29 protein-coding genes and 1 pseudogene are annotated in these 25,063 nt (G+C 63.3%); 21 read left to right on the top strand and 9 right to left on the bottom strand.

Translation table 11 applies throughout. The annotated features are described in order from the left end of the window. Window positions 1-47 precede the first annotated feature (47 nt). A complete protein-coding gene (gene ptsP / locus AWB67_RS08440; RefSeq protein ID WP_200822198.1) occupies window positions 48-1,805 on the top strand; it encodes a phosphoenolpyruvate--protein phosphotransferase in 1,758 nt (585 codons plus the stop codon). Here ptsP and AWB67_RS08445 read toward each other — a convergent pair. The 4 genes from AWB67_RS08445 to gpmA form a co-directional block, all read right to left on the bottom strand. After that, window positions 1,802-3,025 carry an autotransporter strand-loop-strand O-heptosyltransferase gene (locus AWB67_RS08445; RefSeq protein WP_087655789.1) on the bottom strand — a complete coding sequence of 408 codons (1,224 nt, stop codon included), beginning with the start codon at window positions 3,023-3,025 and terminating at the stop codon, window positions 1,802-1,804. The two genes, ptsP and AWB67_RS08445, sit on opposite strands and share 4 nt — an antisense overlap. 145 nt (window positions 3,026-3,170) lie before the next feature. Next, the gene (locus tag AWB67_RS08450; RefSeq protein WP_087655790.1) at window positions 3,171-3,926 is read right to left on the bottom strand and encodes a HesA/MoeB/ThiF family protein; all 756 of its coding nucleotides are present in this window, start codon (window positions 3,924-3,926) and stop codon (window positions 3,171-3,173) included. Window positions 3,927-4,062: 136 nt separating this feature from the next. Beyond that, window positions 4,063-5,631 carry a S41 family peptidase gene (locus AWB67_RS08455; protein ID WP_087655791.1) on the bottom strand — a complete coding sequence of 523 codons (1,569 nt, stop codon included), beginning with the start codon at window positions 5,629-5,631 and terminating at the stop codon, window positions 4,063-4,065. A gap of 376 nt (window positions 5,632-6,007) precedes the next feature. Beyond that, entirely contained in the window at window positions 6,008-6,754 is a 747-nt protein-coding gene (gene gpmA / locus AWB67_RS08460) for a 2,3-diphosphoglycerate-dependent phosphoglycerate mutase (RefSeq protein WP_087655792.1), read from the bottom strand. A gap of 180 nt (window positions 6,755-6,934) precedes the next feature. Between gpmA and AWB67_RS08465 the strand changes: the two genes are divergently transcribed. From AWB67_RS08465 to AWB67_RS08485, 5 genes are all read left to right on the top strand, one after another. Next, on the top strand, window positions 6,935-7,360 hold the full coding sequence (locus AWB67_RS08465; protein ID WP_087655793.1) for a rhodanese-like domain-containing protein: 426 nt from the start codon (window positions 6,935-6,937) through the stop codon (window positions 7,358-7,360). Further along, window positions 7,357-7,617, top strand: coding sequence for a glutaredoxin 3 (gene grxC / locus AWB67_RS08470; protein ID WP_087655794.1), 261 nt, complete (start codon window positions 7,357-7,359; stop codon window positions 7,615-7,617). Before AWB67_RS08465 ends, grxC begins: the two co-directional genes overlap by 4 nt. 93 nt (window positions 7,618-7,710) lie before the next feature. Further along, window positions 7,711-8,178, top strand: a complete 468-nt coding sequence (gene secB / locus AWB67_RS08475; RefSeq protein ID WP_087655795.1) for a protein-export chaperone SecB — start codon at window positions 7,711-7,713, stop codon at window positions 8,176-8,178. 55 nt (window positions 8,179-8,233) lie between these two features. After that, window positions 8,234-9,232: an NAD(P)H-dependent glycerol-3-phosphate dehydrogenase gene (locus tag AWB67_RS08480; protein WP_087655796.1), complete on the top strand. Its 999-nt coding sequence runs from the start codon at window positions 8,234-8,236 to the stop codon at window positions 9,230-9,232. Window positions 9,233-9,260: 28 nt separating this feature from the next. Continuing rightward, window positions 9,261-9,806, top strand: a complete 546-nt coding sequence (locus AWB67_RS08485) for an O-acetyl-ADP-ribose deacetylase (RefSeq protein ID WP_087655797.1) — start codon at window positions 9,261-9,263, stop codon at window positions 9,804-9,806. Here the strand turns inward: AWB67_RS08485 and trmL are convergent. Next, entirely contained in the window at window positions 9,779-10,249 is a 471-nt protein-coding gene (trmL, locus tag AWB67_RS08490) for a tRNA (uridine(34)/cytosine(34)/5-carboxymethylaminomethyluridine(34)-2'-O)-methyltransferase TrmL (RefSeq protein ID WP_087655798.1), read from the bottom strand. The two genes, AWB67_RS08485 and trmL, sit on opposite strands and share 28 nt — an antisense overlap. 24 nt (window positions 10,250-10,273) lie before the next feature. After that, a complete protein-coding gene (locus AWB67_RS08495) occupies window positions 10,274-11,047 on the bottom strand; it encodes a ComF family protein (protein ID WP_235025080.1) in 774 nt (257 codons plus the stop codon). Between the two features lie 103 nt (window positions 11,048-11,150). On the opposite strand from AWB67_RS08495, the gene AWB67_RS08500 reads away from it, so the two are divergent. The 8 genes from AWB67_RS08500 to AWB67_RS08535 all read left to right on the top strand — a co-directional run bounded on the left by AWB67_RS08500 (window position 11,151) and on the right by AWB67_RS08535 (window position 18,209). Continuing rightward, on the top strand, window positions 11,151-12,131 hold the full coding sequence (locus tag AWB67_RS08500; RefSeq protein WP_087655799.1) for a methyltransferase domain-containing protein: 981 nt from the start codon (window positions 11,151-11,153) through the stop codon (window positions 12,129-12,131). 212 nt (window positions 12,132-12,343) lie between these two features. Then, window positions 12,344-12,820 (top strand): DUF2244 domain-containing protein, encoded by a 477-nt coding sequence (locus AWB67_RS08505; RefSeq protein WP_087655800.1) that lies wholly within the window; start codon window positions 12,344-12,346, stop codon window positions 12,818-12,820. 59 nt (window positions 12,821-12,879) lie between these two features. Beyond that, a complete protein-coding gene (gene coxB, locus AWB67_RS08510) occupies window positions 12,880-14,514 on the top strand; it encodes a cytochrome c oxidase subunit II (protein WP_087655801.1) in 1,635 nt (544 codons plus the stop codon). Between the two features lie 67 nt (window positions 14,515-14,581). Next, complete coding sequence (gene ctaD / locus AWB67_RS08515) at window positions 14,582-16,195, top strand: cytochrome c oxidase subunit I (RefSeq protein WP_087655802.1); 1,614 nt, start codon at window positions 14,582-14,584, stop codon at window positions 16,193-16,195. A gap of 77 nt (window positions 16,196-16,272) precedes the next feature. Next, entirely contained in the window at window positions 16,273-16,413 is a 141-nt protein-coding gene (locus tag AWB67_RS41390; RefSeq protein ID WP_087655803.1) for a cytochrome oxidase small assembly protein, read from the top strand. Beyond that, window positions 16,410-17,000 carry a cytochrome c oxidase assembly protein gene (locus AWB67_RS08525; protein ID WP_374729805.1) on the top strand — a complete coding sequence of 197 codons (591 nt, stop codon included), beginning with the start codon at window positions 16,410-16,412 and terminating at the stop codon, window positions 16,998-17,000. The genes AWB67_RS41390 and AWB67_RS08525 overlap by 4 nt, the downstream gene beginning before the upstream one ends. 41 nt (window positions 17,001-17,041) lie before the next feature. After that, entirely contained in the window at window positions 17,042-17,260 is a 219-nt protein-coding gene (locus AWB67_RS08530; RefSeq protein ID WP_087655804.1) for a DUF2970 domain-containing protein, read from the top strand. Between the two features lie 91 nt (window positions 17,261-17,351). Then, window positions 17,352-18,209 carry a cytochrome c oxidase subunit 3 gene (locus AWB67_RS08535; protein WP_087655805.1) on the top strand — a complete coding sequence of 286 codons (858 nt, stop codon included), beginning with the start codon at window positions 17,352-17,354 and terminating at the stop codon, window positions 18,207-18,209. Between the two features lie 174 nt (window positions 18,210-18,383). On the opposite strand, the gene AWB67_RS08540 is transcribed toward AWB67_RS08535, so the two are convergent. Beyond that, complete coding sequence (locus AWB67_RS08540) at window positions 18,384-18,593, bottom strand: twin transmembrane helix small protein (protein ID WP_087655806.1); 210 nt, start codon at window positions 18,591-18,593, stop codon at window positions 18,384-18,386. Between the two features lie 90 nt (window positions 18,594-18,683). Here AWB67_RS08540 and AWB67_RS08545 point away from each other — a divergent pair, with 90 nt between their 5' ends. The 7 genes and pseudogenes from AWB67_RS08545 (at window position 18,684) to cyoD (ending at window position 23,581) form a co-directional block, all read left to right on the top strand. Next, window positions 18,684-19,445 carry an SURF1 family protein gene (locus AWB67_RS08545; protein ID WP_374729806.1) on the top strand — a complete coding sequence of 254 codons (762 nt, stop codon included), beginning with the start codon at window positions 18,684-18,686 and terminating at the stop codon, window positions 19,443-19,445. 67 nt (window positions 19,446-19,512) lie between these two features. Further along, window positions 19,513-20,178 (top strand): SCO family protein, encoded by a 666-nt coding sequence (locus AWB67_RS08550; protein WP_374729807.1) that lies wholly within the window; start codon window positions 19,513-19,515, stop codon window positions 20,176-20,178. A gap of 12 nt (window positions 20,179-20,190) precedes the next feature. After that, window positions 20,191-21,300 (top strand): COX15/CtaA family protein, encoded by a 1,110-nt coding sequence (locus AWB67_RS08555; RefSeq protein ID WP_087655808.1) that lies wholly within the window; start codon window positions 20,191-20,193, stop codon window positions 21,298-21,300. 9 nt (window positions 21,301-21,309) lie between these two features. Next, window positions 21,310-22,215: a heme o synthase gene (gene cyoE, locus AWB67_RS08560; RefSeq protein ID WP_087655809.1), complete on the top strand. Its 906-nt coding sequence runs from the start codon at window positions 21,310-21,312 to the stop codon at window positions 22,213-22,215. Then, on the top strand, window positions 22,212-22,823 hold the full coding sequence (locus tag AWB67_RS08565; protein WP_087655810.1) for an SCO family protein: 612 nt from the start codon (window positions 22,212-22,214) through the stop codon (window positions 22,821-22,823). Before cyoE ends, AWB67_RS08565 begins: the two co-directional genes overlap by 4 nt. A 56-nt stretch (window positions 22,824-22,879) precedes the next feature. Next, window positions 22,880-23,248 (top strand): annotated as a pseudogene (locus AWB67_RS08570) (cytochrome c oxidase subunit 3); the annotation flags it as partial. Between the two features lie 69 nt (window positions 23,249-23,317). Next, on the top strand, window positions 23,318-23,581 hold the full coding sequence (cyoD, locus tag AWB67_RS08575) for a cytochrome o ubiquinol oxidase subunit IV (protein WP_235025081.1): 264 nt from the start codon (window positions 23,318-23,320) through the stop codon (window positions 23,579-23,581). 15 nt (window positions 23,582-23,596) lie between these two features. Here the strand turns inward: cyoD and AWB67_RS08580 are convergent, their stop codons facing one another. Continuing rightward, the gene (locus tag AWB67_RS08580; RefSeq protein WP_087655811.1) at window positions 23,597-23,893 is read right to left on the bottom strand and encodes a YciI family protein; all 297 of its coding nucleotides are present in this window, start codon (window positions 23,891-23,893) and stop codon (window positions 23,597-23,599) included. Between the two features lie 217 nt (window positions 23,894-24,110). Continuing rightward, window positions 24,111-25,037 carry a bifunctional helix-turn-helix transcriptional regulator/GNAT family N-acetyltransferase gene (locus AWB67_RS08585; RefSeq protein ID WP_087655812.1) on the bottom strand — a complete coding sequence of 309 codons (927 nt, stop codon included), beginning with the start codon at window positions 25,035-25,037 and terminating at the stop codon, window positions 24,111-24,113. Window positions 25,038-25,063: the final 26 nt, after the last annotated feature.

The raw sequence follows: 25,063 nt of genomic DNA on the forward strand, positions 1-25,063 counted from the left end.
CCGCGGCAATGAGAGACCGCGGACAATCACAACTAGAGGAGGTGCGCGTGTCATTCACGCTGCATGGAATTCCCGTCTCACGCGGCATCGCCATCGGGCGCGCGTATCTGATCGCGCCCGCGGCCCTCGACGTCGACCATTACCTGATCGAGCCCGACCAGATCGGCGCGGAAATCGCTCGCTTTCACGCGGCGCAAGAAGCCGTGCACGCGGAACTCGACGCCCTGCGCGAAGACCTCGCCGCCGACGCACCCAGCGAAATGGGCGCCTTCATCAACGTCCATTCGATGATCCTGAACGACGCCATGCTCGTGCAGGAGACCATCGATCTCGTGCGCACGCGGCGTTACAACGTCGAATGGGCGCTCACTGAGCAGCTCCAGATCCTGAGCCGCCATTTCGACGACATCGAAGACGAATACCTGCGCGAACGCAAGGCAGACATCGAGCAGGTCGTGGAGCGCGTGCTGAAGGCGCTGGCGGGCGCGCCGTCGACGGCGTCGCTCGTCGTGCACAACGCCGCCAGCAACGGGCATAACGAGATGATCGTCGTCGCGCACGACATCGCGCCCGCCGACATGCTCCAGTTCAAGACGCAGGCGTTCAAGGGCTTCGTGACGGACCTCGGCGGCCGCACATCGCACACCGCGATCGTCGCGCGCAGTCTCGGGATTCCGGCGTCGGTCGGCGTGCAGCAGGCAAGCGCGCTGATTCGTCAGAACGATCTGATCATCGTCGACGGCGATCATGGAATCGTGATCGTCGATCCGGCGCCGATCGTGCTCGAGGAATATTCGTATCGGCAAAGCGAAAAGGTGCTCGAACAGCGCAAGCTGCAGCGCCTGAAATTCTCGCCGACGCAGACGCTCGACGGCACGAAGATTGAACTGTGCGCGAATATCGAACTGCCCGACGACGCGCAGACAGCCGTGGAAGCTGGCGCGATGGGTGTTGGGCTGTTCCGCACCGAATTCCTGTTCATGAATCACAAGAACCGGCTGCCGGAGGAAGAGGAGCAGTTCGAGGCGTACAAGCGCGCGATCGAGCTGATGAACGGCCGGCCGGTGACGATCCGCACGATCGACGTGGGTGCCGACAAACCGCTCGATTCGATGGGCGGCGACGGCTACGAGACCGCGCCGAATCCCGCGCTCGGCCTGCGCGCGATCCGCTGGAGCCTCTCCGAGCCGCAGATGTTCATGACGCAACTGCGGGCGATTTTGCGGGCGTCCGCGTTCGGGCCGACGAAGATCCTGATTCCGATGCTCGCGCACGCGCAGGAAATCGATCAGACGCTCGACCTGATCCAGGAAGCGAAGCGCCAGCTCGACGACGCCGGCATCGCCTACGATCCGAACGTCCAAGTGGGCGCGATGATCGAGATTCCGGCTGCGGCGATCGCCGTGCGGCTGTTCCTGAAGCGGCTGGATTTCCTGTCGATCGGCACGAACGATCTGATCCAGTACACGCTCGCGATCGATCGCGCGGATAACGCCGTCGCGCATTTGTACGATCCGCTGCACCCGGCGGTGCTGAATCTGATCGCGTTCACGCTGCGCGAGGCGAAGCGCGCGGGCGTGCCGGTGTCGATTTGCGGGGAAATGGCGGGCGATCCGACCGCCACCCGCTTGCTGCTCGGCCTGGGGCTGACCGAATTTTCGATGCATCCGAGCCAGTTGCTCGTCGTGAAGCAGGAAATCCTGCGCTCGAATCTGAAGGCGTTCGAGAAACCCGTCGCCGATGTGCTCGCGGCCTACGAGCCCGCTGAACTTGCGACGGCGCTCGCGCAGTTGCAAAAAGCCTAAATTTCCGCGATCCGGTGCTCGGCGATGACCCGGTGTACGTTAAGAATGACGTGCTCCGGAGAAATCGACCACGTGCACTGGAACGGCTGCGGCTTGTCGTGGCGGCGCGGACACCAGAGGAAATTGCGGGCGTCGAATTGCGTGGTCGTATCGTTGAAGCAGCTATTGCACGCGTGAAAGTTGATCACGCGATACGGCGTCTGGAATTCGGTCTGCGGGTGCGAGAAGCCGCTGATCATCACGACCGGCGTCCCGACCGCCCACGCGAGCCACGACAGCCCGCTCCCCAAACCGACGAAAAAATCCGCGTGTAGCAGCAGGCTCGCGCGTTCCTGCAGCGGAAGGTCGCCCGTGAAATCCTCGCAGCCTTCGGGCATCTTGTTGATGTGATCGCCAAGGCCGTACTCGCGATTGCGGTCGATGCACAGCACGCGATAGCCCAATTCCTTCAGATGCGCGATCAAGGTCGGCCAGCCGCGCGGGTTGTTCCAGTATTTGCATTGCGCGGTCGCCTGCGTCGCGATGCAAACGTAGCGCTCGGGAATGCGCCGCGCCGTATCCGCGATGACGAGCCGCGGCCGACGCTCCTCGCACGGCACGCCAAGCATGTATGAAACGGTGTCCTGCATGCTGCTCACGCGCGGGTCGGTCGGCTGGTGGTCGCGATCGGTGTAGGGCGAGAAGAGGCCGAGGTAGTAGGTTGCATAGGCATCGTCGCCGACGGCTTCGAGTTCTTCTTTCGAGACGAAACGAATATCGGGATATCCTGCGCGCAAAAGAGGCTGCAAGTGCGGCGCGAGCAGCATGACCAGCTCACATTGATGCGCCTCGCGAAACACATCGACGATCGGCACCCACGCGAGTGAATCGCCGAGCGCCATCGTCGATGGGCGCACCACGACTTTTTTCCCGCGCGCGTCGTAGCTGTGCGAGAACACGAGCCGTTCACCATCGTGCACCAGGAGCTGGAAGCGCACGAAATACTTGCGCCGGCTCGTCACGACGACGCCCGCTTCGACCGGCTCGTCGAATAGCAGGCTATGGGTGTCGAGATCGACCATGCGCACGCGCCAGCCGTCGACGGGAACCTGCACGCGGCAGCCGTAGTTGAAGTCGTAGCGAATGCCTTCGGGTCCGGCGATGCCGGGAGCGCCGGGTTTGGCGAACGTGCTTTCGGTGAGGCCGCGCTGGGTGCTTTCTTTGTTGCCGGTGCTGCTCATGTCGTGAACTCCGTTCGATGCCGCCGGCTTGTGCAAAAGCCGGCCGCCTGATCGCGAAAAAGTGTTGCGCCACCTTAAAGCGGCGTACTCATCGTCGAAACTGGAGAACTCTTAAATTTGAGATAGCAACGTCACATTCGCACGTTCAGCCGTGGCGCGTTCCGCATACCGGACACGACGGCTGGCGCGCGATGCGCATCGTGTTCCATTCCATGCGCAGCGAGTCGAGCATCATCAGGCGTCCGGCGAGCGTCTCGCCGAAGCCGCCGATCACGCGCAGCGCCTCGGCCGCCTGCATCGCGCCGATGATGCCGACGGTCGGCGCGAACACACCCATCGTCGAGCACGCGACTTCCTCGAACGCCTGATCCGGCGGGAAGACGCACGCGTAGCAGGGCGACTGCGGCGAACGGAAGTCGAAGGTGCTGATCTGGCCGTCGAACCGCAGCGCCGCGCCCGACACGAGCGGCACGCCGTGCTTGACGCAGGCCGCGTTGATCGCGTGGCGCGTCGCGAAGTTGTCCGTGCAGTCGAGCACGACGGTCATGCGCGGCACGTTTTTGTCGAGCCAGGCGGCGTCGGCACGCTGCTGTAGCACATTGACCTTGACGCCGGGATTGAGCGCGGCGAGCGCGTCACGTCCGGATTCGACCTTCGGCCGTCCGACCGATCGCGTCACATGCAGGATTTGCCGCTGCAGATTGGTGAGATCGACGGTATCGGCATCGACCAGCGTTATCTCGCCGACCCCTGACGCCGCCAGATACATCGCCGCCGGCGACCCGAGTCCGCCCGCGCCGATCACGAGTGCGTGCGCGTCGAGAAAGCGCTGCTGCGCCTCGATGCCGATCTCGTCGACGAGAATATGGCGGGAATAGCGGAGGAGTTGGTCGTCGTTCATCGGGCGGTGCGGGTGGGTGGGCGTTGCGACTTGATCGAATCCGTCATTTTAAGCGCGCAACGTCCACGCATGCCCCAATGAAAAACGGGCTTCGTGGCGTGACGCCGCGAAGCCCGTTCGATACTGCAAATGCTACTTACTTGCTTTCGGCCGTCGGCGCGGAAGCCGGAGTGGCACCCGATCCCGGCGTGGCCGGCAGCGCCGGCTTCACGGCGACGGGCGCCGAAGCCGAACGCGGGGGCTTGTTCAGCGCCAGCTTGCGTTCGCTGATCGACTTCGATTCGACGACCTGCTTGCCTTCGAGTTTGTTCAGCGCCTGTTGCAGCATGAAGTCGTCGGAACTGCCGAACTCGACCGGCTTGCGCTCGCGATCCTTGCGACGCTGTTCCGGCGTCTTTTTGTCGTTCTGCTCTTCGAGAATGCGCAGTTGCTCGAGACGGTCGGACTCGCGCGCTTCCTGTTCCTTCTTCTCGTTCGGATCCTGCGTGTTCGCGAGGTGGTTCGAGTAATCGACTTCGCGCGTGACGAGTGCGTCGTCCGGATCGCCTTCCGCGTACTGGTCGACCGGAACGTCGGGGCGCACGCCCTGGTTCTGGATCGACTTGCCGCTCGGCGTGTAGTAATAGGCCGTCGTGAGGCGCAGGGCGGTGTCGGCGGTCATCGGACGCACGGTCTGCACCGAGCCCTTGCCGAACGTCGTCTTGCCGACGATCAGCGCGCGATGATGATCCTGCAGCGCACCCGCGACGATCTCCGACGCCGACGCCGAATAAGCGTTCGTCAGCACGACGATCGGCACTTTCTTGAAGATCGCCGGCACGTCCTTCAGCGGATCGGAATCGAAGGACGGGAGGCGGTAGTTGTCGTAGGTGTCGCGGAAGGTTTGCTTCGCGTCCGCGATCTGCCCGTTCGTCGATACGACGACGGCGTTATCCGGCAAAAACGCGCCCGCGACGCCGACTGCGCTTTGCAGCAGGCCGCCGCCGTTATTGCGCAGATCGAGCACGAGGCCCTTCAGATCCGGCTGCTGGCGCGCGAGATCCTGCAGCTTCGCGGCGAGATCGGGCACGGTGCGCTCCTGGAAGCTCGTGATGCGCACATAGCCGTAGCCCGGCTCCGGCACCTTCATCTTCACCGACTGCACACGAATCAGTGCGCGCGTGACGGTGATAGGGAACGTGCGGTCGTCGGTCTTGCGGAAAATGGTGAGCGTGACCTTCGTACCCGGTTCGCCGCGCATCTGCTTCACGGCCTTGTCGAGCGTCATGCCGCGCACGGGTTTGTCGTTGATGCGCGTAATCAGGTCGCCCGGACGGATGCCGGCGCGAAACGCGGGCGTGTCCTCGATCGGCGAAATCACCTTGATCAGACCGTCTTCCGACGAAATTTCGATACCCAGACCCGCGAAACGGCCTTTGGTCTGCTCCTGGAGCTCTTCGTAATCCGTCTTGTCGAGATAGGACGAATGGGGATCGAGGCTCGACACCATGCCCTTGATGGCGGCGGTGAGAAGTTTCTTGTCGTCGACCGGTTCGACGTATTCATGCTTGATTTGCCCGAAAACTTCGGCAAACAACCGCAATTGATCGAGCGGCAGCGGGGCGGTAGCGGCTTGCTGGGCGGACGCGGAAATCTGGAGAGTTGCGAGCGCGCCGGTAGCGAGGCCCGCGGCGATCAGGCCGATGTTTTTCAGGTTCTTTCGCATAGAGTGTTGCGGTCGGAAGCGGATTAGGCTGGATCGTGGGTGACGGGTCAGTATACATGCTCGTTCCCGGCGGCGACTTAAACGCAGCTTAAACGCGCGGGTAAAGGCGGAGCGGGGAGTTTCGGCCGGCCGGAACGCGTGGACATTTGTGCGACGGCGGGGTGTGCAAAGCAGGTGACTGGAATGCCTGTCTTGAGTCGGTTCTTTGCGGAGCGCTCATTCCATGCGCTGACCGACCCGCTATTCGGCATTGCAACGGAGATCGCCATACGCTGATGCCGGTTCGCACGCGTCGCCGCGAACGCGGCCGCACGAGGATCGGAAGATCCCGCGCTGCATCCAGCGGCGCAGGATTTTCCGGCCGGCGAGCCTTCTTTTAGCCCGCCTTGCCTTGCTTGGCGACCGCGGCCTGCGCGGCGGCGATGGCTTCCTGGTCGCCGAGATAGTAGTGCTTGATCGGCTTCAGGTCGGCGTCGAGCTCATACACGAGCGGCACGCCGTTCGGAATGTTCAGCCCGACGATGTCGTCGTCCGAGATGTTGTCGAGGTACTTGACCAGCGCGCGCATCGAATTGCCGTGCGCGGAGATCACGACGCGCTTGCCCGACTTGATGGCCGGCGCAATCGATTCGTTCCAGATCGGCAGCACGCGCGCGACGGTGTCTTTCAGACACTCGGTGAGCGGCAACTGCTCGCGCGGCACCTTCGCGTAGCGCGGATCGTTGAACGATGTCCGCTCGTCGTCCGGTTCGAGCGCGGGCGGCGGCGTGTCGTAACTGCGGCGCCAGACCAGCACCTGTTCGTCGCCGTACTTCTTCGCGGTTTCGGCCTTGTTGAGGCCCGCGAGCGCGCCGTAGTGACGCTCATTCAGGCGCCACGAATGGACGACCGGCAGGTACATCTCGTCCATTTCGTCCTGGACGTGCCACAGCGTGCGGATCGCGCGCTTTAACACCGACGTGTAGGCGATGTCGAACGAGAAGCCGGCTTCCTTCAGCAGCACGCCTGCCTGGCGCGCTTCGCGGTTGCCCTGCTCGGTCAGGTCGACGTCGACCCAGCCGGTGAACCGGTTTTCCTTGTTCCACGTCGATTCGCCGTGGCGGATGAGCACTAGCTTGTACATGTCTGATAGGTCGGTTAGTTGGGAAGCGGGGGAAAAGCGGGAAAGCTCGATTCTGCTCGCTGCGGGCGTTGCGCGCCATCGGCCGAACGGCAGAGGCCATCGCGGCAAACGGTTATTTTATAATGCCCCGATTCTCCTGATTTCCCTTTCTTCCCTTTCTCCACTTTCGGCGGCCCTTCCGTGAAGTTTTTCACCGATTACACGAACCTTGTACTCATCGCCATCGTCCTCATCTCCGGTGGGTTGCTCCTCTGGCCGGCGATCACCCGGCGCGGGCGCGGCGGCGTTTCCGCTGCCGAAGCCACGACGCTGATCAACCGGCGCAACGCCGTGGTCGTCGACCTGCGTCCCACTGCGCAATTCGCCGCGGGTCATCTCCCGTCGGCGCGGAACCTGGAAATGAGCGAGCTCCAAGCAAAAATCGGCCAGATCGCGAAGAATAAGAGCAATCCGGTCATTCTCGTGTGCCAGACCGGACAGCAATCGCAGAAGGCGAGCCAGGCCGTTTCCGAGGCCGGCTACAGCGAAGTCCATGTTCTGCAGGGCGGCTTGGACGCCTGGCAGAAGGCCGGCATGCCGGTCGTGAAACAAGGAGCAGTCAAGTGAAGAAAGTTGTCATGTACAGCACGCAAGTGTGTCCGTATTGCCAGATGGCCGAACGTCTTTTAAAGTCGCGCGGGGTCGAGAGCATCGAAAAGGTGCTCATCGATCGCGAGCCCGGCCGGCGTGAGGAAATGATGACGCGTACCGGCCGGCGGACGGTGCCGCAGGTGTACATCGGCGATACACACGTCGGCGGCTACGACGATCTCTCCGCGCTCGATCGCAAGGGCGGCTTGACGCCGCTGCTCGAATCGGCCTAAAGCATTCTGCCGCGCAAAAAACGCGGTGGGCGGCGCCGCAGCCCAACCAATAAAAGCGCGGCGCCGATTTCGAAATAATCAAGGGAATCCACCATGTCTGACGACAACAACCAGCCGTTCTTCAACATCCAGCGCATTTACCTGAAGGATATGTCGCTCGAGCAGCCGAACTCGCCGGGCATCTTCCTCGAACAGGAAATGCCGTCGGTGGAAGTCGAAGTCGACGTGAAGGCCGAGCGCCTCGCGGAAAGCGTCTTCGAAGTGCTGGTCACGGGCACCGTCACCGCAAAGGTCACTGACAAGGTCGCGTTCCTGATCGAAGCCAAGCAAGCCGGCATTTTCGATATCCGCAACATTCCGGCCGATCAGGTCGATCCGCTCGTCGGCATTGCCTGCCCGACCATCCTGTTCCCGTACCTGCGCTCGAATATCGCGGACGCCATTACCCGCGCCGGTTTCCCGCCGATCCACCTCGCGGAAATCAACTTCCAGGCGCTCTACGAGCAACGCATCGCGCAACTTGCGGGCGCACCCGACGCCCCGAACGGCGCGACGCACTGAGCGCCCTTCGCCGCCGCGCTTGCCTTAGCCAAACCCGCCGGACCCGGAGCCGAGCATGAAAGTAGCTGTTCTCGGTGCCGGTGCCTGGGGCACCGCACTCGCGGGCCATCTGGCTGCGCGGCATGACGCAGTACTTTGGGCGCGCGATCGCGCGCTCGTCGAATCGCTTTCCACCTCGCACGAAAACGAGCGCTATCTGCGCGGCGTGACGCTGCCCGCGTCCTTGCGCTACGACGCGGATCTCGCGTCGGCGTTGGGCCAAGCGGCGGCGGATGATGCGTTGTGCGTCGTCGCGACGCCGGTGGCCGGCCTGCGCGCGCTCTGCCGGTCGATGCGCGATATCGGCATCGTTCCGGCGCATATCGTGTGGCTCTGCAAGGGCTTCGAAGCCGATACCCAATGTTTGCCGAATGAAGTCGTCGCGGCCGAACTGCCGGATCACGCGAGCAACGGCACGCTGTCCGGCCCGAGCTTCGCGCGCGAAGTCGGACAGGGCTTGCCTGTTGCACTGACGGTCGCGAGCGCCTCGGCCGTGCTCGGCGAGCGTACCGTCGCCGCGTTCCACCACGGTGCAATGCGCATCTATACCGGCGATGATGTGATCGGCGTCGAAGTCGGCGGCGCGGTCAAGAACGTGCTCGCGATCGCGACGGGCATTTCCGACGGCCTCGGCCTCGGTCTCAACGCTCGCGCCGCGCTGATCACGCGCGGTCTCGCGGAAATGTCGCGGCTGGGCGTCGCGCTTGGCGGCCGCGCGGAAACCTTTACCGGCTTGACCGGCTTGGGCGACCTGATCCTCACCGCAACGGGCGACCTGTCCCGCAATCGGACGGTCGGCGTCCAGCTTGCGAGCGGCCGCACGCTCACCGAGATTCTCGCGGCGCTCGGCCATGTCGCGGAAGGCGTGCGCTGCGCTCGCGCCGTGCTGGCGCTCGCGGCATCGCGCAATATCGAGATGCCGATCACCCACGCGGTATGCCGCGTGCTATTCGAGGACGTCACGCCGCGCAACGCGGTGCAGGCGCTGCTCAGCCGGGACGCGAAGGCCGAATAGCGCGAGGTTGTCCCAAGGGAGATTCGCGATGTTCGCTCTCGGTCATTGCACGCTGGAAGCGCAACTCGTCGATATCACGACGCTTCACGTCGACGCCATCGTCAACGCGGCGAACAAGTCGTTGCTGGGCGGCGGCGGTGTCGATGGCGCGATTCACCGCAAAGCGGGGCGCGGATTGAAGGACGAATGCGCGACGCTCGGCGGTTGCGAAACCGGCCACGCGAAACTCACCGGCGCGTATCAATTACCTGCGAAGCACGTTATCCACGCGGTAGGGCCGCGGTGGAGCGGCGGCAAGCGCGATGAACCTGCGCTGCTCGCAAACTGCTACCGACGGTCGCTCGAACTGGCGGACGAAGCGCGTTGCATGTCGATCGCGTTTCCCGCCATCAGTTGCGGCATCTACCGATTCCCCGTCGACGAAGCCGTGCACATCGCCGTTAAAACCGTGATTGCCACGCTTGCCCTCACGCCGTCGATAGAACGCGTGATCTTCGCCTGCTTCCAGCAGGACATGCTCGACCGCTATAGAGAAGCGCTTTCCACTCAGGCCCCGCCCTCGAAGCCCGTCTGACGCCACGCTTCGAACGTCACCACCGCCACCGTATTCGACAGATTCAGACTCCGGTTGCCCGGCCGCATCGGCAAACGCACGCGCTGTTCGTTCGGAAAGCGGCTCAGCACCGCGTCGGCGAGACCGCGCGTTTCCGCGCCAAACACGAACCAGTCGCCGGGCTGGAACGCGTGATCGAAGAACGGCGTCGAACCGCGCGTCGTGAACGCGAACATGCGCGCCGCGTCCGGCGCTTCCTTCGCGAGGAAGGCGTCCCAGTCCGCGTGGACGTGCATCTGCGCGTACTCGTGATAGTCGAGCCCGGCGCGGCGCATTTTCGCGTCGTCGAGCGGGAAGCCGAGCGGCTCGATCAGATGCAGCCGCGCGCCCGTGTTCGCGCACAGGCGGATCACGTTGCCGGTGTTCGGCGGGATTTCGGGTTCGACCAGGACGACGTTGAACATGTGCAGAAAGTCAAAAGTGCTTCGTTAGTCTTTCGGCGTGCGCAACGCGACGAAATTCGTCACGCGGCGCGCGCCGGATTGCTTGAGCGTGCGGGCGAGAGCGTCGAGCGTGGCGCCGGAGGTCATCACGTCATCAATGATTCCAATGTGCAGCCCGCGCACGTCTTTTTGCACCTCGAACGCGTTGCCCAAGTTGCGGCGCCGCGTATCGAGATCGAGCTTCGATTGCGGCGCGGTGTGGATCGTGCGGCGCGCGAGCATCGGATCGCTTTTCACGCCGAGGCGCTTCGCCAGCGGCCTCGCGATCGCCCAAGCCTGGTTGTAGCCGCGCGAGATCAGGCGCTTCCTCGACAGTGGCACCGGCGCGATCACGTCTGGCATCGGCAAATCGCTGTCTTCGAAGCGCGATTGAAGATGACGCGCGAACGCATTGCCGGTGCCGAGCCGCGCGCGGAACTTCAGGTCTAGCGCGAGGGTGTCGAGCGGGGCGCGATAGTCGGCGAGCGCGAGCGTCGCGTTGAACCACGGGGGTTCGTCGAGACACGCCGCGCAATGCCGCGCTGACGCATCGTCCTCGCGACGAAACGCAGGCATCGGCAACGCGCACGTCCTGCATCTTGAACGTGGCTCGTTCCAATAGGATTCGTCGCATCCTCGACACACCACGCTCTGCGACAAATTGCCACACAACGCGCATTGACCGGGCAGCGCGACGTCGCAAAGCCGCGCGAGTGTACGCCGTGCACGCACAAAAAAGCGCGTGCCCGCGACACGAGCGAACGAAGCCGTGACGTCCATGCGAAACACTCCATCGAATCAGGCCAAACCCGCACGGCACGGCTTTCGCGGGCTGTTTTCAAGACGACCGAGTATACTTCGCACTCTTCGCGAGCAGACCGCCATGTCCCCAACATCCGCCAAATCTGGCCGACCGGCCTATGATCCGCGCCGTCTGCGCGAGATTTTCGACGCCCGCGCCGCCGCATTCGACGACGTCTCGTTCCTGACGCGCGAGATCGCAGAGCGCATGCGCGAGCGGCTCGACTACATCAAGGTGACGCCGACGCGCGTCCTCGACGCCGCCTGCGGCATCGGCGCCGACCTGCCCGGCCTGCGCGAGCGATTCGCGGAAGCCTCTGTCCTCGGCATCGACATCTCCTCGGCGATGCTCGCGCGCGCGAACGTCGCCGAAAGCGCCGACGCACAAGCCGACGCCGGTTGGCGGCGCTTCCTTCCCGCCACGCTCAGCAAGGCTTTCGGCGCGCGCGGCCCGCAACTCGCGCAGGCCGATTTCTCCGCGCTGCCGTTCGCGGGCGAAGCGTTCGAACTGCTCTGGTCGAACCTCGCGCTGCATTGGCATTCGCGTCCCGATCTCGTCTTTCCCGAATGGCAGCGCGTCCTCAAGGTCAACGGCCTCTTGATGTTCAGCACGTTCGGCCCGGATACGCTGCGCGAGCTGAGCCGCGCGTATCGTGCTGCGGAAGGCTCGCTTGGCATCGCGCCACGGCCGCACACGATCGATTTCGTCGACATGCACGACCTCGGCGACATGCTGGTCGAAAGCGGCTTCGAGATTCCGGTGATGGACCAGGAGGTGCTGACGATCACCTACCGCTCGCCTGAATCGCTGTTAGAGGACGTCCGCGGCTGGGGCGCGTATCCGTTCGAGCGCACGGTCGAAGCAAGCTCCATCGACGCCGAAGCCTTGCGCGGCGCGGTTTACAGAGCGCTCGAAGCCCTTCGGCGCGACGACGGCACGATCCCTTTGACCTTCGAAGTCATCTACGGCCACGCGTGGAAAGCGGTGCCGAGAATGACGGCGGAAGGGCACGGAATCGTGCGACTGGAAGATATAGGACGCGGCCCAAAGAAGAATCGGTGACGCGGTAAAGAGGGCATCTGTTATGTCTGAAATTTGCGTCGGAAATGCGGGGAAAAACCTGCGTCAATTGGGCGCAGAGGCTTGTGGCGCTTGGCTTTGCGCTGTTCTGCCCCTTGCTTGTGGATGCACGGTAACGCGCCTATAATGCGTCAGTTTGTCGCCCGGCTGGTAACGATTTTGGTCAAAGTCCGAGCAGATCGACGGAGACGGCGATGGAACAAAGTGCCTTGCTGACGGACACCGAGCCAGTCGTGAAGGAGTGGCTCATGAAGCGAAACTGCTCCGCGTCGCCACGCCAGTTCGTGGGCTTTTTCGTCTCGCTTGCGCTGTTTTCGCTGGCTATCGCGATCCTGTTGGTCGTGAACGGTGCCTGGCTGGTGCTGCCGTTCACCGGTATCGAATTATTGGCGGTCGCCGTCGCGTTCGGAATCTACGCGCGGCACGCAGTCGACTACGAACGCATCCGGCTTTTTCAGAACCGGCTGCTGATCGAACAGATGAATGCCGAAGAATTGACGCAGTTCGAGTTCAACCCGCGCTGGGTGCGGGTCGAAACGGGCGCGGCACCGAGAGATCCGCTCACGATCGTATCGCGCGGACAGTCGGTGAAAATCGGGCTACACCTTGCACAGCATCGTCGCAAGCAGTTTGCCGCTGAGCTGCAATCGTGGCTCAGGCGCGGCGCCTGAGGGAGGGCGGCCAAGCGCGCGGCACAAGCGACCGATGCACACGGGGGTCGAGGGTTTGAATGGAAATTTTGGGTAAGGAAGCTATGAAAACAATCAAGCGAGCCCTCTCGGGTGTGCTGGCGGCAGGCGGATTGCTCGCGGCCGGTGCAGCCCTGGCGGTCACCGACGCTCCTGGCGGTCCTCGTGTCAACGAGCTCAACTTCCAGCAGCCCGCGACGAAGATCGCCGAGGAGCTCTTTGGCCTCCACACGTTCATGCTGATCATCTGCACGGTGATCTTCCTCGGCGTGTTCGGCGTCATGTTCTATTCAATGTTCGTCCACCGGAAGTCGCGCGGCCACAAGGCGGCGAATTTCCACGAAAGCACCACCGTCGAAATCATCTGGACGATCGCGCCGTTCGTGATCGTCGTGCTGATGGCGTTGCCGGCCACGAAGGCCGTCGTCGCGATGAAGGACACCACCAACGCCGATCTCACCGTCAAGGTCACCGGCTATCAGTGGAAGTGGGCCTATGACTACGTGAAGGGTCCAGGCGAAGGCATCAACTTCTACTCCACGCTCTCCACGCCGCGCAGCGAAACGAACGGCCAGACGCCGATCTCGAATCTCTATCTGCAGGAAGTCGACAACCCGCTCGTGGTTCCCGTCGACAAGAAGATCCGCATCATCACCACCGCGAACGACGTCGTGCACTCGTGGTACGTGCCCGCGTTCGGCGTGAAGCAGGACGCGATTCCCGGCTTCGTGCGCGATACGTGGTTCAAGGCCGAGAAGGTCGGCACGTTCCGCGGCTTCTGTACTGAGCTCTGCGGCAAGGAGCATGCGTACATGCCGGTGGTCGTCGAAGTCCTCTCCGCCGACGACTACGCGAAATGGGTCGACAACCAGAAGAAGAAGCTGGCCGCGGCATCGGACGATCCGAACAAGACGTACACGATGGACGAACTGAAGGCGCGCGGCGAGAAGGTCTACGCGTCGAACTGCGCGGTCTGCCACCAGCCGAACGGCAAGGGCGCGGGCGCGTTCCCGGCGCTCGACGGCAGCAAGATCGCCAATGGTCCGATCGCCGAGCACGTCAACATCGTGCTGCACGGCAAGGGCGCGATGCCGCCGTGGGCCACGGCGCTGAACGACGTCGAAATCGCGTCGGTCGTCACGTTCGAACGCAATTCGTGGGGCAACAAGACTGCCGATCTCCTGCAGCCGAAGCAGGTCGCCGATGCCCGCAACGGCAAGATGCCGGCAGGCGGCGATCATCTCGCGGCAGCGGCTCCGGCGGCTGAAGCGTCGGCAGCACCGGCGGCTCAAGCAGCAAGCGCAGCACCGGCGGCACCTGCTGCACCCGCCGCTTCGGGCGCGGACGCTGCGCAAGCTGGCGGACTACCGGCAAGCATCTATTTCGAAACGGGCAAGAGCACGCTGCCGGCCGATGCAACTGCGGCCGTCGAAGCGGCCGCCGCTTATGCGAAGGCCCATCCGGACGCGAAGCTCGCGCTGTCGGGTTTCACCGACGCCACCGGTTCCGCCGACAAGAACGCCGAACTCGCCAAGAATCGCGCGCAAGCCGTGCGCGATGCGCTGAAGGCAGCGGGCGTCGCCGAAGATCGCATCGTTTTGAAAAAGCCGGAAACCATTACGGGCGGCGCGGATGCGAAAGAAGCCCGTCGCGTAGAGATCAGTCCGGCTGCTTGACGTGTCGCGTCCGTCCGGGAAGGGCGGGCCGCACCAAGTGCCGCAGCATTCGCTTTAGGAGATTGTCATGTCTAGCATCGGACACGATGTAGCCGCGGGTCACGACCACGCGCACGACGACCACGCGCACGCAACACCGCATGGTTGGCGCCGGTGGCTATTCGCCACCAACCACAAGGACATCGGTACGCTGTACCTGCTGTTCTCGTTCATCATGTTCCTCTCCGGGGGCGTGATGGCGCTGATGATCCGCGCCGAGCTTTTCGAGCCCGGTCTGCAGATCATGCGTCCCGAGTTCTTCAACCAGTTGACCACGATGCACGGCCTGATCATGGTGTTCGGTGCGATCATGCCGGCGTTCGTCGGCTTCGCGAACTGGATGATCCCGCTGCAGATCGGCGCGTCGGACATGGCCTTTGCGCGGATGAACAACTTCAGCTTCTGGCTGCTGCCGGCCGCGGCCGTGCTGCTGGTCGGTTCGTTCTTCGCACCGGGCGGCGCGACCGCCGCCGGCTGGACGCTGTACGCACCGCTCTCCACGCAGATGGGCCCGGGCATGGACTTCGCGATTTTCGCGGTCCACATCATGGGCGCGTCGTCGATCATGGGCGGCATCAACATCGTCGTGACGATCCTGAACATGCGCGCGCCCGGCATGACGCTCATGAAGATGCCGATGTTCGCGTGGACGTGGCTGATCACGGCGTACCTGCTGATCGCGGTGATGCCGGTTCTCGCGGGCGCCATCACGATGGTGCTGTTCGACCGCCACTTCGGCACGTCGTTCTTCAACGCGGCGGGCGGCGGCGATCCGGTGATGTACCAGCACATCTTCTGGTTCTTCGGTCACCCCGAGGTGTACATCATGATCTTGCCGGCGTTCGGGATCGTCTCGCAGGTGATTCCGGCGTTCGCGCGCAAGCCGCTGTTCGGCTATAGCTCGATGGTGTACGCCACCGCATCGATCGCGATCCTCTCGTTCATGGTCTGGGCGCACCACATGTTCGCGACCGGCATGCCGGTGACGGGCCAGCTCTTCTTCATGTACGCGACGATGCTGATCGCCGTTCCTACGGGCGTGAAGGTGTTCAACTGGGTCGCAACGATGTGGCGCGGTTCGCTCTCGTTCGAAACGCCGATGATCTTCGCGATCGGCTTCCTGTTCGTGTTCACGATGGGCGGCTTCACCGGCCTGATCCTCTCGATGGCGCCGCTCGACATCCAGATGCACGGTACCTATTACGTGGTGGCGCACTTCCACTACGTGCTCGTGGCGGGGTCGCTCTTCGCGCTGTTCTCGGGCTGGTACTACTGGGCGCCGAAGTGGACGGGCTGGATGTACAACGAAACGCGCGGGAAGATTCACTTCTGGGCGTCGATGATCTTCTTCAACATCACGTTCTTCCCGATGCACTTTCTGGGTCTCGCGGGCATGCCGCGCCGCTATGCTGACTACCCGGCGCAGTTCACCGACTTCAACCAGGTCGCGACGATCGGCGCGTTCGGTTTTGGTCTCGCGCAGGTGTACTTCCTGTTCGCGGTCGCGCTGCCGGCGTACCGTGGCGGCGGCGAGCTCGAAAAAGCCGGCGACAAGCCGTGGGATGGCGCGGAAGGCCTTGAATGGACCGTGCCGAGTCCGGCGCCGTTCCATACGTTCGAAAATCCGCCGACCGTCGAGTAAGTTCAAGACAGTTGCAGTGCTGCGGGGCTCAGCCGGAGCCTTGCAGGCAACACCTAACGGAAGCAGAAGTTCGAAGCATGACGCGCAATCCACAAGAAAGACGTTCGCCGGAGCAGATTCGCGCGGGCAACAAGCGGCTCGGCCTGATCCTGCTCGGCATCGTCGCCGTCTTTTTTGCGGCGGCCGTCGTGAATCAGTACCTGGCGTCAAGAGGATGAGCAACGACGTGTCGAGTCCGCAAGAAGCAGAGTCAGACCGCGCGTTCAACCGCTCGATGCTCGTGAAACTCGTCGTCGTGGCGGGGCTGATGTTCGGGTTCGGTTTTGCGCTGGTGCCGATGTATCGCGCGATTTGTTCGATCACCGGCATCAACAACCTCGTGCAGCGCGACGCAACCGCACGCGAGGCGAAGAATACGCAGGTCGATGCGAGCCGCACGATTTCGATTGAATTCGATGCGAACGCGCGCGGCCCGCTGCAGTTCAAGCCGGAGCAAAGCAGTCTCGACGTGCACCCCGGCGAAGTGATGACGGTGATGTACCAGGTGACCAACGAGCAGGGGCGTACGGTTCAGGCGCAGGCTATTCCGAGCTACGCGCCGAAAGAGGCCACTGAGTACTTCAAGAAGATCGAATGCTTTTGCTTCACGCAGCAGACGCTCGCCGCGAACGAGACGAAGCGCATGCCGGTAGTGTTCGTCGTCGATCCGAAGTTGCCGAAGGATGTGAAGACGATCACGCTGTCGTACACGTTCTTCGAGCTGGCGGCGCCGAAATCGGTGGCGAAGGGCGGCGGTGGGGCTTGAGTGCCGGCGCTCAGGCAGTGAAGCGTGGCGAGGAAGAAACGATGGTCGAAGCAGACAAGTCCGGCAAGCCCGTGCAGAAGACGAGCATCCTGAAGTTGTTGAAGGCGGTGTTCTGGTCGTTTTTTGGCGTACGCCGCCGGGCCGACCTCGAAAGCGATGCCGCGCAGTTGAATCCGCTGCATCTGGTCGTGGCGGCGGTGATCGGTGCGGCGTTGTTCATCGGCGTGTTGCTGCTGGTGGTGCGGGCGGTGGTGGGATAGACGAATCAAGTGGCAGGCCGGCGCGGCAGCGAGCGAAGCGCGGTCGGGGGCCGAAGAAATCAAGCAACTGGATCGAAGTGGAGAATCAAAAATGAGCGGTCAAAACGATAGCCCGTACTACTTTGTGCCGCACCCGTCACGGCATCCGATCATGGCGGCCGTCGGCTTGCTGGTCGCGCTCGGATCGCTGGCGCAATGGGTCAACGGCCATAGCTGGGCGCCGTTCACGACGTTACTCGGTGTCCTGTTCGTGCTGTTCGTGCTGTGGCACTGGTTCGGCGACGCGATCTCCGAATCGGAAGGCGGCATGTACGGCAAGCGCGTCGACACGTCGTACCGGTGGAGCATGAGCTGGTTCATCTTCTCCGAGGTGATGTTCTTCGCGGCGTTCTTCGGCGCGCTGTTCTACGCCCGCGCCATCGCGATGCACGAACTCGGTAGCCTCGACTACAAGCTGATCTGGCCGGATTTCTCCGCCGTCTGGCCGAATACGGGCCCGGCTGCGCTCGTCGGCCACTTCCGCGCGATGACGCCCTGGCCGCTGCCGACGATCAACACCGCGCTTCTCCTGAGCTCGGGCGCGACATTGACGGTGGCGCACCATGCGCTGCGCGAGAACCATCGTCACAAGGCGATCATCTGGCTCACCGCGACCGTGCTGCTCGGCCTGATCTTCCTGTTCTGCCAGGGCTACGAATATTTCCACGCGTACAACGAACTGAACCTGACGCTCGCGTCCGGCGTGTACGGCTCGACGTTCTTCCTGCTGACTGGCTTCCACGGTTTCCACGTGTTCCTCGGCGGCACGATGCTGGCGGTGGTGACGGTGCGGCTGATCCGCGGACACTTCACGGCGGAGCACCACTTCGCGTTCGAAGGCGCCGCGTGGTACTGGCACTTTGTGGACGTCGTGTGGCTAGGGTTGTACATCGTCGTGTACTGGCTGTAAGCGTTCGCAGCGACGGACGGTCGCGATACGCGCCGTCCACCGTTGAGTCAAGAAGCGCCGCCCTCAACTTCTCCGGGCGGCGTTTTGTTTTTGAGGCGTGAATCAAGAGAAGTGCGCTGCTATGCCGCACCAGCGCGTCGCCTGAGCAGAGGCAAACCGAACCTTCGTGCCGCCTCAGCGCCCGAGCGGAATGCCGGTCGATTGAATCCAGCCCATCCAGTGCGCAAACAGGATGAACAGGAAGAGCGAGATGGACAAGCCGACGCGCATGGCAAGCGACCACACCATCCGTTTGGTCTTGCCCTTGTCCGTCATCATGAAGTACAGCGCCGAGCCGAGGCTGCCGATGATAAGGATGAATGCGATGGCAACGAAGATATGCATGAAACTCGCCAGCGATTGGCGTAAGAAGTTAGATCAATCGATTATCGCACCGCAGGGAACGTGCCGCGTCGCGCGGCGCGGATCGCCGGTATGAGGTTTCTGACGGTCCGTTTCTGGCCCGCGCTGCTGATCCTGATCGTGGTAGCGATCACAGTGAAGCTCGGTTTTTGGCAGCGCGACCGCGCGCATCAGAAGGAAGCGCTTAACGCGCGAATCGTCGCGTTCGAGAATGCGCCCGCGCAACGCGTCGGCGCGGCGTCGTTGCCGCTGAAGGACATCGAGTTTCATCGCGTGCTCGCGCGGGGGGAATTTTTGCCGGAACAGGTCGTTTATCTCGATAATCGGCCTTATAACGACCAGCCAGGCTTTTACGTCGTAATGCCGTTTAAACTCGTCAATGGCGGCTATGTGCTCGTGAATCGGGGATGGCTTCCGCGCAATCTGGCCGATCGTACCGGCATCGAGCCGTACGAGACGCCGAAGGGCGAAGTCGAAATCGAAGGCGTTGCGCGCGCGAATGCGTCGCAGGCCTACGAGTTGGGCAGCGGCGGATCGGCGGTGCGGCAGAAGATTCGGCAGAATCTCGACGTTTCGGCCTATGCCGCCGAAACCGGCTTGCCGCTGCAGCCGTTCGTGATCCAGCAACTGAACGACACCGGCGACAAACTCGTGCGCGACTGGCCGGCGCCGACGCTCGGCGTCGAGCGCAACTACGGCTACATGTTCCAGTGGTGGGGCATGGCGGCCGCGGCGCTCGCGTTCGGACTGTACGCCGCGCGCCGCGCCGCAAAAAAGGACGCCGACCCGGACTCGAATCCTGAAGATCCGGACAATCGCACGAGTCACGTCTGAGCATGAATCCGAGCTGCGCGTCTTCGAGAAGCGAAGACGTGCGGCGTAATCGAATAGAGGTCACGTTTTGTCGATGCAAACCCCACGCCCGTCGCCGTCCGCCATCAGCAAGGCGCGCGCGCAGCACCAGCAGACCACGCCGAAAGGCTCGTGGAACAAGGGACGCTGGATGCTCCTGTTCCTGGCGCTCGTCTGCGCGGCGCCGGTGATCGCTTCCTACCTGATGTACTACGTCTTCAAGCCGGCCGGCGGCACGTCGAGCTATGGCGTGCTGGTCGAACCGCAGCGCCCGATCCCCGGCGAACTGATGGTCACCGACGAAAAAGGCCAGCCGATGCCGCTCACCGCGATGCGCGGCAAGTGGCTGATGGTGACGGTGAACAGCGGCGACTGCAACGAGCAATGCGCGACGCGTCTCTACTTCATGCGTCAGGTGCGCGCGTTGCAGGGGCCCGAACGCGAGCGCGTGGTCAACGTCTGGTTGCGCACGGACGACAAACCCGTCTCCGACGTGATCAAGACGGCGTATCCGCAGCCCGATACGCGAATGCTTGTCGCAGATCAGGGCGCAGTCTCGAAATGGCTGCCAACCTCCGACGATACGCAACTCACCGACCACATCTTTCTCGTCGATCCGAACGGAAACCTGATGATGCGCTTCCCGAAGAATCCCGAACCATCGAAGATCAAGGCCGATTTGGCGAAGCTGCTGAAGTGGTCGCGGATCGGCTGAGGATTCTGAAGAATGTTCGTTTTGCAACTCGGCCTGATCGGGCTCTGTATCGCGCTGTTGCCGTTGTCCTACGTCTGGGTCAAGGCCGACGACAACAAATTCCGCAAACTCGTCTGGCTGACGACGTTTCTCACGCTCGATCTCATCATGTTCGGCAGTTTCACGCGTCTCACCGACTCCGGGCTCGGTTGTCCGGACTGGCCGGGCTGCTATGGCACATCGTCGCCGTTCGTCGCGCACGCGGCGATCACGGCCGCGCATCAGGCGATGCCGAGCGGCCCCGTCAGCATGGTGAAGGCGTGGATCGAGATGCTGCATCGCTATTTCGCGATGGCGATCGGCGTGCTGATCATCGCGCAGGTCGTGATCGTGTGGACGGCACGTCTGAAGCGCCGGCCGCTGCATGTGTCGCCGTGGTGGCCGACCGGCATCCTGCTCCTGATCTGCGTGCAGGGCGCGTTCGGCGCCTGGACCGTCACGATGAAGCTGCAGCCGGTGATCGTCACGCTGCATCTGTTGCTCGGGCTCGCGCTGCTCGGCGCGCTCGGCTGGCTCGCCGCGCGTCAGACGCCGATTCCCGTCCACGAACCCGCGGCCGCGCGCTGGCTGCCGGCGGCGGTGTTCGGGCTTGTGCTGCTCGTCGTGCAGATTGCGCTCGGCGGCTGGGTCAGCACGAATTACGCGGTGCTTGCGTGCACGGACTTTCCCCTGTGCAACGGCCAATGGGTCCCGCCGATGAACTTCGAGCACGGCTTTCACCTGTGGCGCGCGCTCGGCATGACGGGCGACGGCGAGATGATTTCGCAGGACGCGCTCGTCGCGATCCACTGGACGCATCGGACATTCGCGGTCGTCGTCGTGCTTTACATGCTGTGGCTCGCGCACAAACTGCGCCGCTTCGAATCGCTGCGCACGCCCGCGAACGGCGTGCTGCTGCTGATCGTCATCCAGTTCCTGACGGGGCTTTCGAACATCGTCTTGCAATGGCCGCTGCCCATTGCAGTGGCGCACAACGGTGGTGCAGCCATCCTGATATTGCTGCTCGTTATGCTAAACTTTCGACTCTCTTCCAGCCGTCCCGGCCGCGCCGTGCTTCCCGCGCGCGACGTCGTTTCAGCGTGAATCCAAATCATGGAAAGCACGACAATAACTTCCCCCTCCGGTAACCGCGCCTCGCAATATCTCGCGCTGACGAAACCTCGCGTGACGCAACTCGCGGTGTTCTGCGCGGTCATCGGCATGTTCCTTTCGACGCCCGGCATGGTGCCGTGGACGGTGCTGATCGGTGGCACGGTCGGCATCTGGCTGCTGGCGGGCGCGGCCTTCGCGATCAACTGTCTCGTCGAGCAAAAAGTCGATGCGATGATGCGGCGCACGTCGTGGCGTCCGTCGGCGCGCGGCGAGATCACGACCGCGCAGATCCTGCTGTTCTCGGCAGTGCTCGGCGGCGCCGGCATGGCGACGCTCTACACGTTCACCAATCCGCTGACGATGTGGCTGACCGTCGCGACCTTCGTCGGCTATGCCGTGGTTTACACACTGCTGCTCAAGCCCTACACGCCGCAGAACATCGTGATCGGCGGGGCGTCGGGCGCGATGCCGCCGGCGCTCGGCTGGGCGGCCGTCACGGGCGCGGTGCCCGGCGACGCGTGGATTCTCGTGCTGATTATCTTCGTGTGGACGCCGCCGCATTTCTGGGCGCTCGCGCTCTACCGCCGCAAGGATTACGAAAACGCCGGCCTGCCGATGCTCCCGAACACCCACGGCGAGCAATACACGCGGCTGCACATCTTCCTTTACACCGTGATCCTGTTTGCCGTCACGATGATGCCGTTTATCTCCGGCATGAGCGGCGTGGTCTACCTGGCGTCGGCAATCGTGCTCGGCGCGATCTTCCTGGGCTACGCGTGGAAGATCTACCGCGACTATTCCGATGCGCTCGCCCGCAAGACCTTCCGCTATTCGATCGTGTATTTGTCGCTGCTGTTCGGCGCGCTGCTCGTCGATCATTACGTGCGCACGGTGATCGGCGCATGATCAATCCCGCTCGCAGGACTTTCGCGCGGCTCGCGGTCGCGCTGGCGGGGGGTGCGCTCGTTGCGCTCGTCGCCGGGTGCAACAAGGCGCCCGAGTTCAAGAACCTCGACATCACCGGCAACACGCAGTTCGGCAGCAACTTCTCGCTGCCGGATACATCGGGCAAGACCCGCACGCTCGACGATTTCAAGGGCCGCGCCGTCGTCCTTTTCTTCGGCTACACGCACTGTCCGGACGTCTGCCCGACGACGCTCGCCGAGCTCTCACAAGCCGTGCAGCAACTCGGCCCCGACGGCAAGCGCGTGCAGGTGCTGATGGTCACCGTCGATCCCGCGCGCGACACACCCGAACTGCTCGCGCAGTACGTCACGGCGTTCAATCCGTCGTTCATCGGCTTGCGTCCCGTCGACGATGCGCAACTCGCGAAGCTCTCGAAGGAACTGCGCGTGTACTACGCGAAGGCACCGGGCAAGACTCCCGGCGACTACACGATGGACCATACCGCCGCGAGTTATGTCTTCGATCCGCAAGGCAAGCTGCGCCTCTTCGCCCGCGACGGGCAAGGCGTCCAGACGTGGGTTCACGATCTGAAACTGCTGCTCGACTGAGCCTGCAGCAGACTCTTCTCTCTTTTGCCCAAAGCCAATCCCTAACGCCACCGCGAACCGCTGTGCTGCTGCTGAGCAGCATCACGTTCGGCTGCGCGATGCTCGGCTGGCTCGCCGTCACCTTCCTGCTCGGTCTCGGCTTTCTATGGCTCGAATTCCGCGAATTCGGGCATCTGCTGAACGAAGGCTTTGGGCCGAACCGCAGCGCGTTCCTGTCGTCGTTCTTTACGCTCGTCGGCACGCACGGCTTGCACGTCGCGATGGGGCTCGTCTGGATGGCCGTGCTCGCGGCGCAGATCATCTGCAATCCGGCGATGTCGGAGTGCGAAATTCGCCGGCTCACGTGCCTGAGCCTCTTCTGGCACTTTCTCGATATCGTCTGGATCGGCGTCTTTACCTTTGTCTATCTCGCGAGCGTGATCTAAACGACTCATACGCACTCGTCCCCGGCCGATCACGGACATGGCACGCTGCGCAGTTATGTCGTCGGCTAAGTGCTGTCGGTGCTTCTGACCGCGGCGGCTTTCTGGCTCGCGATGAACCGCGTCCGGCCGACTGAGACCGCGCTGCTCGCGCTCGGCGCGCCGGCATTCGTCCAGATCGTCGTGCATCTGGGGTACTTTCTTCACCTGAACTTTTCGAAGCAGCAGCGCTGGAATCTCATCGCGTTCGGCTATACCGTGCTTGCCGCGCTGTTCCTGATCGTCGGGACGGTTTGGGTGATGCACAACGTGTCCATGAACATGATGTCGCGGTAAAGCCGGGCGCTGCTTTTACGCTTCGCGCGGCGTCGGCAGGTTCAGGCCAGGCGCGAGCCGCATCGCCTTGAACTCGATCACCTCGTAGTGCGCGAGCTTTTGCTGCGCGAACGGATCTTCGGCGAGGATCGTGTCGAGCCGGTCGCGCTCGATCGCCGATGCCACGATGATCCCGCCTTCGCGCGGCACTTTCGGCCCCGCCATGACGAACACGCCCGCCGCGAACTGGCGTTCGAGGAAGAGGCGATGCGCGTCGAGCGCGTCGTCGATTTCGGCCAGCGCGCCGGTGTAGCGCAAGTTGATGACGTACATGGCGTGGTTCGCTTCTAAAGTGGAAACCCGCCGATTCTAAGCGCGTCGCCGCGCGGCTGCAGTCAGCCGGACGGCTAACGGTTGAACGCCGCCTGCTCCTTCGACTGCCGTTCCGTGAAGCCGGCCCCCGCAACTAACACGTTTCAGCCTGCAAGGACAAAAGCCGTTCCAACTCGCGTGGAACAGCTTTTTTCCGTTGGAAATTCACGAGGCGCCATCAAGCATATTGCGAGGCCAGCGACCGCTGCCACACGCTTCCCGCCGCCACGCGCTCACGCAAGGCGAAGCACGTCTGCTCGGCGAGCCGATGCAGATCCGCCCGCGATTCCTCGATGCAGCACGTCAGCCGCTCGAATCCCGCTTCCGACGCAAACGCCGAGCACGCATCGACGAGTCTTTGCCCGAGCCCGCGCCGCCGCGCCCCCGGCTCGACGAACAGTAGTTCGATGCGCGCCTCGCTGCCCGACGCCGCGATGACGACCGCCGCCCCGACCCGCGCCCCGTTCTCCTGTTCGGCGATCCAGCACGACGCGCGCGGCGCGCTGGCCTGACCCATGCCGAACACCCGCGCGACGATTTCGACCGCATGCGCCTCGTAAGTAGATCGAGCGTGATCGGCGGGATCGAGCTGCGCGCAACGCTCGACGATCCACCCGAAGTCGCCGCGCCGCGCGCCTCGCACATGCAGCCGGGCGCAATCGACGGGCGGCGAGAGCAGCCGCGCGATATCCGCCATCGATGACGCGAGCTGCGCGCGTTCGCAGCGTGTGAAGCCACGCAGCGCCACCGACATCTCGCCGATTCCATTCGAATCGATGGCGTCGAACGTGGCGCGTCCTGCCGACGTCAGGATGATGAAGTGCCGACGCGAATCCCGGGTGTCGACCCGCCGCGTGATGTAGCCGCGGCTTTCGAAGCGCGTGAGCAGCCGGCTCAGATAGCCGGTGTCGAGATTAAGCTGACGCGCGACCGTCGCCGATGTCTGCGCGCCGCCGATCGCGAGCGCGTGAAGCAGGCGCACCTCGTTCGTCGAGAATTTGCTGCTGCGAATACGTTCCTGAAGTCCACCCGCGTGGCGCGCGTAGAAGTGATTGAAGTTCCGAATTGCTTCGGCCGTCCGAATGAGATCTGGACCAGTCATCATTCCCTCGTTCTCTCGTTGATCGGTCT

It is taken from the genome of Caballeronia terrestris (genome assembly GCF_001544515.1).
Classification (GTDB): domain Bacteria; phylum Pseudomonadota; class Gammaproteobacteria; order Burkholderiales; family Burkholderiaceae; genus Caballeronia; species Caballeronia terrestris.

Coding starts and splice junctions, on each gene's coding strand:
- AWB67_RS08445 (WP_087655789.1), bottom strand. CDS start 3,025: ATGAGCAGCACCGGCAACAAAGAAAGCACCCAGCGCGGCCTCACCGAA.
- AWB67_RS08450 (WP_087655790.1), bottom strand. CDS start 3,926: ATGAACGACGACCAACTCCTCCGCTATTCCCGCCATATTCTCGTCGAC.
- AWB67_RS08455 (WP_087655791.1), bottom strand. CDS start 5,631: ATGCGAAAGAACCTGAAAAACATCGGCCTGATCGCCGCGGGCCTCGCT.
- gpmA (WP_087655792.1), bottom strand. CDS start 6,754: ATGTACAAGCTAGTGCTCATCCGCCACGGCGAATCGACGTGGAACAAG.
- secB (WP_087655795.1), top strand. CDS start 7,711: ATGTCTGACGACAACAACCAGCCGTTCTTCAACATCCAGCGCATTTAC.
- AWB67_RS08480 (WP_087655796.1), top strand. CDS start 8,234: ATGAAAGTAGCTGTTCTCGGTGCCGGTGCCTGGGGCACCGCACTCGCG.
- AWB67_RS08485 (WP_087655797.1), top strand. CDS start 9,261: ATGTTCGCTCTCGGTCATTGCACGCTGGAAGCGCAACTCGTCGATATC.
- trmL (WP_087655798.1), bottom strand. CDS start 10,249: ATGTTCAACGTCGTCCTGGTCGAACCCGAAATCCCGCCGAACACCGGC.
- AWB67_RS08495 (WP_235025080.1), bottom strand. CDS start 11,047: ATGGACGTCACGGCTTCGTTCGCTCGTGTCGCGGGCACGCGCTTTTTT.
- AWB67_RS08500 (WP_087655799.1), top strand. CDS start 11,151: ATGTCCCCAACATCCGCCAAATCTGGCCGACCGGCCTATGATCCGCGC.
- AWB67_RS08505 (WP_087655800.1), top strand. CDS start 12,344: ATGGAACAAAGTGCCTTGCTGACGGACACCGAGCCAGTCGTGAAGGAG.
- coxB (WP_087655801.1), top strand. CDS start 12,880: ATGGAAATTTTGGGTAAGGAAGCTATGAAAACAATCAAGCGAGCCCTC.
- ctaD (WP_087655802.1), top strand. CDS start 14,582: ATGTCTAGCATCGGACACGATGTAGCCGCGGGTCACGACCACGCGCAC.
- AWB67_RS41390 (WP_087655803.1), top strand. CDS start 16,273: ATGACGCGCAATCCACAAGAAAGACGTTCGCCGGAGCAGATTCGCGCG.
- AWB67_RS08525 (WP_374729805.1), top strand. CDS start 16,410: ATGAGCAACGACGTGTCGAGTCCGCAAGAAGCAGAGTCAGACCGCGCG.
- AWB67_RS08530 (WP_087655804.1), top strand. CDS start 17,042: ATGGTCGAAGCAGACAAGTCCGGCAAGCCCGTGCAGAAGACGAGCATC.
- AWB67_RS08535 (WP_087655805.1), top strand. CDS start 17,352: ATGAGCGGTCAAAACGATAGCCCGTACTACTTTGTGCCGCACCCGTCA.
- AWB67_RS08540 (WP_087655806.1), bottom strand. CDS start 18,593: ATGCATATCTTCGTTGCCATCGCATTCATCCTTATCATCGGCAGCCTC.
- AWB67_RS08545 (WP_374729806.1), top strand. CDS start 18,684: ATGAGGTTTCTGACGGTCCGTTTCTGGCCCGCGCTGCTGATCCTGATC.
- AWB67_RS08555 (WP_087655808.1), top strand. CDS start 20,191: ATGTTCGTTTTGCAACTCGGCCTGATCGGGCTCTGTATCGCGCTGTTG.
- cyoE (WP_087655809.1), top strand. CDS start 21,310: ATGGAAAGCACGACAATAACTTCCCCCTCCGGTAACCGCGCCTCGCAA.
- AWB67_RS08565 (WP_087655810.1), top strand. CDS start 22,212: ATGATCAATCCCGCTCGCAGGACTTTCGCGCGGCTCGCGGTCGCGCTG.
- AWB67_RS08580 (WP_087655811.1), bottom strand. CDS start 23,893: ATGTACGTCATCAACTTGCGCTACACCGGCGCGCTGGCCGAAATCGAC.
- AWB67_RS08585 (WP_087655812.1), bottom strand. CDS start 25,037: ATGATGACTGGTCCAGATCTCATTCGGACGGCCGAAGCAATTCGGAAC.